Annotated in this window: 6 protein-coding genes and 1 other RNA gene; 4 read left to right on the top strand and 3 right to left on the bottom strand. The window is 44.9% G+C overall.

The window, feature by feature from the left end:
• Positions 1 to 5: 5 nt before the first annotated feature.
• From GPLA_RS15010 to pilM, 3 genes are read right to left on the bottom strand one after another with little or no spacing between them, the layout of a single operon-like run.
• A complete protein-coding gene (locus tag GPLA_RS15010) occupies positions 6 to 617 on the bottom strand; it encodes a type IV pilus inner membrane component PilO (RefSeq protein WP_007105792.1) in 612 nt (203 codons plus the stop codon).
• A complete protein-coding gene (locus tag GPLA_RS15015) occupies positions 614 to 1,198 on the bottom strand; it encodes a PilN domain-containing protein (RefSeq protein ID WP_040514973.1) in 585 nt (194 codons plus the stop codon). The genes GPLA_RS15010 and GPLA_RS15015 overlap by 4 nt, the downstream gene beginning before the upstream one ends.
• On the bottom strand, positions 1,186 to 2,283 hold the full coding sequence (pilM, locus tag GPLA_RS15020; RefSeq protein WP_007105794.1) for a type IV pilus biogenesis protein PilM: 1,098 nt from the start codon (positions 2,281 to 2,283) through the stop codon (positions 1,186 to 1,188). Before pilM ends, GPLA_RS15015 begins: the two co-directional genes overlap by 13 nt.
• A 137-nt stretch (positions 2,284 to 2,420) precedes the next feature.
• Here pilM and GPLA_RS15025 point away from each other — a divergent pair, with 137 nt between their 5' ends.
• The 4 genes from GPLA_RS15025 to GPLA_RS15035 all read left to right on the top strand — a co-directional run.
• Positions 2,421 to 5,090 carry a penicillin-binding protein 1A gene (locus GPLA_RS15025; protein WP_007105795.1) on the top strand — a complete coding sequence of 890 codons (2,670 nt, stop codon included), beginning with the start codon at positions 2,421 to 2,423 and terminating at the stop codon, positions 5,088 to 5,090.
• Positions 5,091 to 5,280: 190 nt separating this feature from the next.
• The gene (locus GPLA_RS15030) at positions 5,281 to 6,975 is read left to right on the top strand and encodes an NAD-dependent malic enzyme (protein ID WP_007105797.1); all 1,695 of its coding nucleotides are present in this window, start codon (positions 5,281 to 5,283) and stop codon (positions 6,973 to 6,975) included.
• Positions 6,976 to 7,112: 137 nt separating this feature from the next.
• Positions 7,113 to 7,486: RNase P RNA component class A (gene rnpB / locus GPLA_RS22995), an RNA gene on the top strand.
• An 84-nt stretch (positions 7,487 to 7,570) separates the two neighbouring features.
• On the top strand, positions 7,571 to 8,328 hold a 758-nt coding region (locus GPLA_RS15035; protein ID WP_040514975.1), incomplete at its 3' end, for a hypothetical protein.

The following is an 8,328-nucleotide window of genomic DNA, read 5'->3' on the forward strand; positions in this document are numbered from 1 at the left end:
GGCTCTCATTTCACCGGATCCGTATTCGAGTCGGTAAACTCTGCCCGATAGGTTTTGGCGGCCAACTTAAGTTTAAGATTCGACAGTTCTTGGCTCACTTCAAAGTCGTGCACAGTCACAATACGCGGTAATGCGGCGATATCCGATACAAACTTGCCAAAAGCATGATAATTACCCGTGACTTCAATTTGAATCGGCAGCTCAGTATAAAATTCTTTTGGTACTTCTTTTTGCCAATTGAGTAATTTAAAGGTTAATCCTGCGGATGTCCCCACGAAGGTAATATCGTCAAGTAAGCCAGGTGTTTCATTACTAGTGGGTAGGGATTTTAGCATTGACGAAAAGTCGTTTTCCAGCCGAGTTAATTGTTCTTGGTAAGCAGGTAGGTTAACGGCAATATTGTATTTACCTTGATAATTTTGCTTTAAATCGACCTCTTGTAATTGGGCTTTTTCGAGCAAAGGTAGTTTGTCTTTTACTAACGTATAATAACCACCAATCAACGCCAAAATCGCTACGAATAACGTCACAATCGTTTTGACTTCAAATGGCCAAATGGCAACCTGGTCGAAGTCTAGCTCATTGAGCTCTTTAAGTTTGTTAAAATCAAATTTCATTTATTTTTCTCCCCCTGATGCACATTGAAATCAGGGGCGACAGCGGGGCTGATATTAAATTTGAGCTTAAACTCGCTGACGGCATCTGCGGCGGTAGTATCGGCGACAATAGAAGACAGCTCTGCATCATTAAAAACGGCAGAATTAGCTAAATTGCGCATGAAATTGGCTAATCGATTATTTGAGTCACTCACACCGTCTACCTCTACTCGATTGACCGTGCGAGAAAATCGCCTAAAAGACACGCCAGGGGGAACGACTCGGGCTAATTCATCAAGTACGATAGGTGCCGCATTGCGGCTGACCTCAAGCTGTTCAATAAGCGTCATGCGCTGTTCAATCGCTTCCTTACTTTGTCTAATATCTTTAATTTTGCCGATTTGCGCATCGATTTTTACCAATTCTTGAGTGAGAAACTGATTGCGATTTTCTTGGATCGCAATGACCTGATCCATCCCTTTGCTAATTGCGAACATCAACAGCACCATAGATACGCCTATGCCAACAAGCAGGGTCAAATAGTTCTTCTTTTGTTGTTGGCGTTGCGCCTCTCTCCAAGGCAGAAGGTTTATATGTGGCAAGGTGAAAAACTCCTAAATGCAAGCCCAGCGGCAATGGCAAAATTTGCCCCATGGGATGCAATTAGCCCAGCGCCTTTTTCATCACTTTGCATATTAAGCAAGGGATTAAAAGCCGTTACCTTTATGCCCAGCTCCTGACTCATATCGGCTATCAGTGAGGTAAAGGGACCGATGGCACCACAAAGTAAAAGCTGTTGTGGTGAGGCATGATGGGTTGAACTTACATACATCTGAATCGCGCGGGTTATATGTTGCAACAGATTAGCTTGAAACAGCATATAACAATCACGCTGCCAGCTGTCAGGTAAGGTGTTGCTAGTGAGCTGCTGATCATACTGTACCCGCGATAAGTTGAAATTAGCGCAACTGTCTTGGGTTAATGCATCTAATCCAAAATTGTGTTCTTTGGTATAAAGTACCTTACCGTTTGTTACCGCGCAAAATTGCAGCTGAGATGCACCAATGTTGATACAGCATTGAATTGAATCTTCCTGAGCTGTGTCACTTGGGTCGCTTAGCGCATCCTGCTGTGAAGAAAAATGGATAACAGCATTGGCGAGGGCATAAAGCTCTACATCACTAATTTTAGGTTCAAATCCTACTTCATTGAGCAAGGTCAGGCGGGAGTCGAGCATATCTTTGTGTACAGCACTGACCAGTACTTCAACTTTTCCTAGATAACTCGGGCTTGGCCCTAAGCGTTCAAAGTCCAAATAAATCTCTTCCAATGGATAGGGAAGCAGACTATCCGCTTCAAGTTCAATTTGGCTTTCAAGTTCAACGTCGGTTAAATCACTGTCCATATAAGCAAGCTTGTTGATCACGGCAGGCCCAGATACGGCGATAACTACCTGCTTGGCTTTGCTTTTCAAATTGAGTTTAATTTTTTTGAGTGCTTGGCTGAGTGCTTCATAATCTTTTACTTCACGCTCAGCAAACGCGTTACCATTTATTGGCTCGCAAGCAATGGCCAGCACACTCACTTGCTGTTTATTTTTCTCGAGCAAAATAGCCTTCACATAGCGTGTGCCTATGTCGAGACCAATGAGATGCTGTGCTTTTTTAGCCAATAGTTTGTTAAACACTTAAGGTTCCGATGCAAATATACAAAACGGGATGTTAGTATTATTGCTTAATTTTTAATTATTTATGGTTCTTATAACGGTACTTAGGTATAAAATATGAGTCATTTATTGCAACTTGTCTTGGTAATATTGTTTTCGTGAAGTTTTTAAAGCCCGCATTTTTTATTCTTATCCTTGCTTTTGTCGTCGGTGTCGCAACGACTTTTGCCCTTTATTATTATATGAAACCAGACTTACCCAGTGTCGGTATGCTCAAAGATGTGCGTTTGCAAACGCCTATGCGAGTGTATACCCAAGACGGTAAGCTTATTTCTCAGTTTGGCGTCAAGCGCCGTATTCCGCTGACCATTGAAGATGTGCCGCAAGATTTAATTAACGCTGTGCTGGCTACTGAAGATAGTCGCTTTTATCAGCATCCTGGCGTGGATCCCATAGGAATGGCACGGGCGGTGGTGAATTTGATCCTCACTGGCGAAAAAGGCCAAGGTGGCAGTACATTAACCATGCAGTTAGCCCGAGGCTTCTTTCTTACTCGGGATAAAACCTATATTCGTAAGATCAAAGAAATTTTTATTGCCTGGCACATGGAACAGTTGCTGAGCAAGCAAGAAATTCTTGAGCTGTATTTGAATAAAGTGGAATTAGGTCATCGCGCATTTGGTTTTGGTGCTGCCGCGCAGGTTTACTATGGCAAAACGGTAAACGAGCTTAATTTAGCGCAAATCGCTACCATCGCTGGCTTGCCGCAAGCGCCTTCTGTGCTTAATCCGATAAGTCGTCCTGATCGGTCTATAGTGCGCCGCAGAGTAGTCTTGTTGCGCATGTTGGATGAAAAATACATCACTAAAGCACAATTCGAGGAAGCGGTTAATGCCCCTATTACGGCTAAAAAACATGGTGCAGAAATTGAGTTTTCAGCACCTTATTTAGCGGATTTGATTTGGAACGAAATGGTCGAGTTGTACGGTAAAGAAGAAGCCGAAACAGGCGGTTATCAAGTGTATTCCACGGTACCATCTTCTACGCAGCTTGCCGCGCAGCAGGCTGTACAGCGCAATCTGCATGACTACGATGAACGCCATGGTTATCGTGGTTCAGAGCAACAGCTTTGGATACCTGCAGATTTACCTGTGGCCGTGGGCAATGACAAATCATCAGTGATGACGTCGGCTATTTCTAGCGAGCCCTGGGAGGAAGAGCAGATGCTGGATTTCCTCAAGGACTATAAAACGTTCGAGTCAATGCAACCTGCGATAGTCGTTCGAGTTAATGAAAAAGACATTACTATTTTTACCCGTACTGGCCGCTATAGCACCATAGACTGGGACGGACTTGATTGGGCGCGTAAATATATCACTGATACTCGCCAGGGAAATGAGCCAGAAAAAGCCAGCGATATTGTATCCCAAGGATCGTTGATTTTAATTCGTCAGCGGGAAGATGATAAACATTGGCAGTTAACACAATATCCTGACGCCAGTAGCGCGTTTATCGCTTTAGATCCACACAATGGTGCGGCTCAGGCCGTTATCGGAGGCTACAGTTTTTATCAGAGTCAGTTTAACCGCGCGACTCAGGCAAAACGCCAAGTTGGCTCTAATATAAAACCTTTTATTTACTCTTCAGCTTTAGCTAATGGATTCACCTTAGCCAGCATCATCAATGATGCCCCCATTAACCAATGGGAGCGGGGAACGGGTAATGCTTGGCGTCCTGAGAACTCCCCTCCAGAATATGATGGCCCCATCCGTTTACGCGTCGCGTTGGGTAAATCTAAAAACGTGGTTTCAGTGCGCTTAGTTAGGGCGGTAGGTCTTGAAAAAGTGACCCAGCATTTGGCACGTTTTGGTTTTGATTTAGCAGAAATCCCTAAAGATGAAACCGTGTCGCTTGGTTCGGGCTCCCATACGCCGTTAGAAGTGGCAACCGCCATGTCTGTGATTGCCAACGGCGGATTTTTGATCCAGCCGCATTTTGTTGAGCGTATCGAAGATGATTACGGCAAAGTATTATGGAAGTCTAATCCACCGCTGGCATGCGATCCTTGTGATGTGGCAAGTGATAATACTCAGCAAACCACTGCGACATCAGAAGAGCATATGGATATCGAAGCTATGTTAGCTGCTGAGCTGGGCTCTGCTCAACTACCCAAAGATGAGAGCGCTTTGGAAACAGCAGAGCCAGTGCGTTCAGCGCCTAGAGTGCTAGATGCTGATAACGCTTTTCTGGTAGCCGAAATGATGCGCACTGCGGTAAAAACGAATGGTAATTGGAATAAAAAAACCTACTGGCAAGGTACGGGTTGGCGGGCGAGTAATTTACTGCAACGCGACGATATTTCAGGTAAAACCGGTACGACCAATGATTCAAAAGATACTTGGTTTAGCGGTTTTACCAATGATTTAGTCGCCACGGTTTGGGTTGGCTTCGATGATATGGGACGTAGCTTAGGGCGAGCTTCCCGCAACCAAAATTTGGTTAACAAGAATCCGCAGAAATTTAACTTCATCGGAAACGCCATGATAGGTGGAGAAGACGGTGCGAAAGCGGCAGAACCTGCATGGATACGTTTTATGCAAAAAACATTGGACGGTGTACCTCAAACAAAACGCCCCATGCCGACAGATCTTGTTACGACGCGGATTGACCGGGCCAGTGGCAAACTTACCCAGCGTACTGACCATACTTCATTGTTTGAATACTTTGCCCCAGGGGCTGCGCCTACCACTTATGTGAGTGATAGTGAGTTTGTCGACCCAGCGGACGAAAATAGTAAACAAAGCAAACCACTTGAAGATATTTTTTAAGGCATCATAGCGACCATAAACAAAGCCCAGTTAGTTATCGATGTTTGATAGTGTGGGCTTTCGATAAAATGCTGCCAAGTGAGACGATGCTGGTTAATATCGTCGATGGTAGTTGGCAGCATATTTTTCATATATTGCGTTTAAATTTTCCGCGAGAACATTTGTTTTCGCACCAAACAGGACACTTTTTATGAGTAGCTCAACGCCTAAAAGTGCGTTATACATTCCTCACTCAGGCCCCTCTTTGCTTGAAACTCCTTTGCTCAACAAAGGCAGTGCGTTTACTGCCCAAGAACGCGTAGCCTTTAATCTTACCGGTTTAATACCGCCACGTTACGAGAGCATTGAAGAGCAAGTAGAGCGAGCCTACATGCAGTACTCGAGCTTTAATGAACCGATCAATAAACACATCTATTTACGCGCCATTCAAGATAACAATGAAACGTTATACTACCGGCTGATCCAGCAGCATATTGATGAAATGATGCCAATCATTTACACCCCAACAGTAGGGGATGCTTGCGAACAGTTCTCTGATATTTACCGTAGCTCTCGAGGCTTGTTTATTTCCTATTCTGAGCGCCATCAAATGGATGACATCATTCGAAATGCCACCAAGCGTAAAGTGAAGGTTATCGTGGTTACCGACGGGGAGCGCATTCTTGGTTTGGGTGACCAAGGAATAGGGGGGATGGGCATTCCCATCGGTAAGCTGTCTTTGTATACCGCATGTGGCGGTATCAGCCCAGCATACACTTTACCTGTGATGCTAGACGTGGGAACCAACAATGAAAAATTGCTGAACGATCCTATGTATATGGGGGCCCGTCACAAACGTATTGGGCAAGCTGAGTATGACGAGTTCGTAGATATGTTCATCAAAGCTGTGCTCAAACGCTGGCCTGAAGTGATGCTGCAATTTGAAGATTTTGCCCAGCCTAACGCAATGCCGTTACTTGAGCGATATCGCGACAAAGTGTGTTGCTTCAATGATGATATTCAAGGTACTGCAGCGGTAACCGTGGGCACAATATTAGCGGCCTGCAAAAGTAAAGGTAACAAACTTAGCGAGCAGCGAGTGGTGTTTGTTGGCGCTGGTTCAGCTGGCTGCGGCATTGCGGAGCAAATTATTAAGCAAATGACCAGTGAGGGTATTTCTGACGCTCAAGCTCGTCGTCAAGTCTTTATGGTGGACCGCTTTGGTTTAGTGACCGACGACATGCAAGGCTTGCGCGACTTTCAGTTGCGTCTTGCACAGCCGCTTGTAGGACAGGAAAACTGGCCCAAAGTCGCTCAATATCCATCATTGCTTGAGACGGTGAGTCAGGTTAAACCCAGTATTCTTATTGGTGTATCGGGTCAGGCCGGTTTGTTTACTGAGCAAGTTATAAAAGAAATGAAGAGCCATTGCGACTTACCCATTATCTTTCCATTAAGCAATCCTTCCCGTCAGGTTGAAGCGCGTCCCGAGCAGGTCATTGAATGGACTGACGGGAAGGTCATTATTGCCACGGGTAGTCCGTTCAAACCGGTTGAATACAACGGGAAAACCTACCCAATTGCCCAGTGCAATAACAGTTATATCTTCCCAGGGGTTGGTTTGGGTGTATTGGCAGCGAAGGCGAGCCTGATCAGTGATGAAATGCTGATGGCAACCAGTGCGGCCCTAGCGAATGCATCACCATTGGCGAATGGCTTGGGTAGCGAGTTATTACCTCCTTTGACTTGTATCGCCCAACTGAGTAAGAAAATAGCGTTCGATGTGGGTAAGATTGCTCAGAAGCAAGGTTTAGCATTAGAGGTGAGTGACGAGGTACTCAGTGAACGAATCGAAGGGAATTTCTGGAAAGCAGAATACCGTCCCTATAAGCGTGTGAGTATCTAAGCTTATTTAAGCTTGTATTTAAAAACGCCGCATAATTTGCGGTGTTTTTATGTGTGGCTGTTTGTGATTCTTGTTTAATTAACGTCTACGCCCAAAGCCGTTGTAAGTCAGGCCTAACCTGCGTAGAATCCCGCTCCGGAGTTGGTCAGGCAATCGCCGCTTATTTGATATGGCACCTAGTGTCATGTGTTAATAAGGGGAGGAAAGTCCGGGCTCCATAGGGCAGGGTGCCAGGTAACGCCTGGGCGGCGCAAGCCGACGACAAGTGCAGCAGAGAGGAAACCGCCTAAGCGCGAAAGCGCCGGTAAGGGTGAAAGGGTGCGGTAAGAGCGCACCGCACCGCTGGTAACAGTGTGTGGCAAGGTAAACTCCACCCGGAGCAAGACCAAATAGGATCTCGTATGGCGTGGCCCACGTTGAGATCGGGTGTGTTGCTTGAGCCAGTAAGCAATTACTGGCCTAGATGAATGGTTGCCCACGACAGAACCCGGCTTATCGACTAGCTCCAACTATTTATGAAAGCCCTTGTTTCGCAAGGGCTTTTTCATAAGTTGTAAACAGCTAATCAGCTGAGTGTCACACAAAGGCACACAAAATGGCACACATCAAAGTTCCTCACACCATCATAAGAGGCGGTTTCTACTATCTCAATATCAGAATTCAAGGATCAACCTTCCGATGTTCTCTAAAAACAAGAGAGCCTAGGATAGCGTGTGCGATAATTTCACGTATTATGGAATTCATAAATGATAAAGGAGGAGTAGCAAACGTGCATAAGGAGCTTATACAAGCTGCGGTAGCAAACATTCGTACCGAGATCATCCGTAGATTGAGAGCTGTAGTCGTTCTCGATAGTGATGAGTCAAAAATTGTAGTTAAAGCATACGAAAATTATCATGCGCCTTTAGCCCTAGCTCATGAACGTTATCAATCAACAACTCACTTATATAACAGCTCTGAACCTCCCCCAATTAAGTCACTTAAAGAATATAAATTAGAACGCTTGGAATGTGGAGAAAGAGGAATCTCCAATGATGGCGATTCAATGCTGAGCTATGCTTTGCAATTCAGAGAAATGAACGAACAGTTTGATGATAATTCAGATTGGCGCTCAATAAAATATAGTGGCGATTACTTTCAGGCGGAAGAAGAGTTAGAGCATTTCCTTTCAAGTGCCAGAGTAATTCGAGAAGCTATTGTCAATAATGATAATCAAAAGGCAACTAAGGTATTTGAGGATATCACTGGAAAAGTAATAGTTGACAACACTGAAGCTACAGCTGAATCACTTAATTCGTTCGAACAATACATGGACATGTTCCTTAATGCTGGAGAAACAGGAACGCTGCCAGA

The sequence above is a fragment of the Paraglaciecola polaris LMG 21857 genome (assembly GCF_000315055.1).
Taxonomy (GTDB): Bacteria; Pseudomonadota; Gammaproteobacteria; order Enterobacterales; family Alteromonadaceae; genus Paraglaciecola; species Paraglaciecola polaris.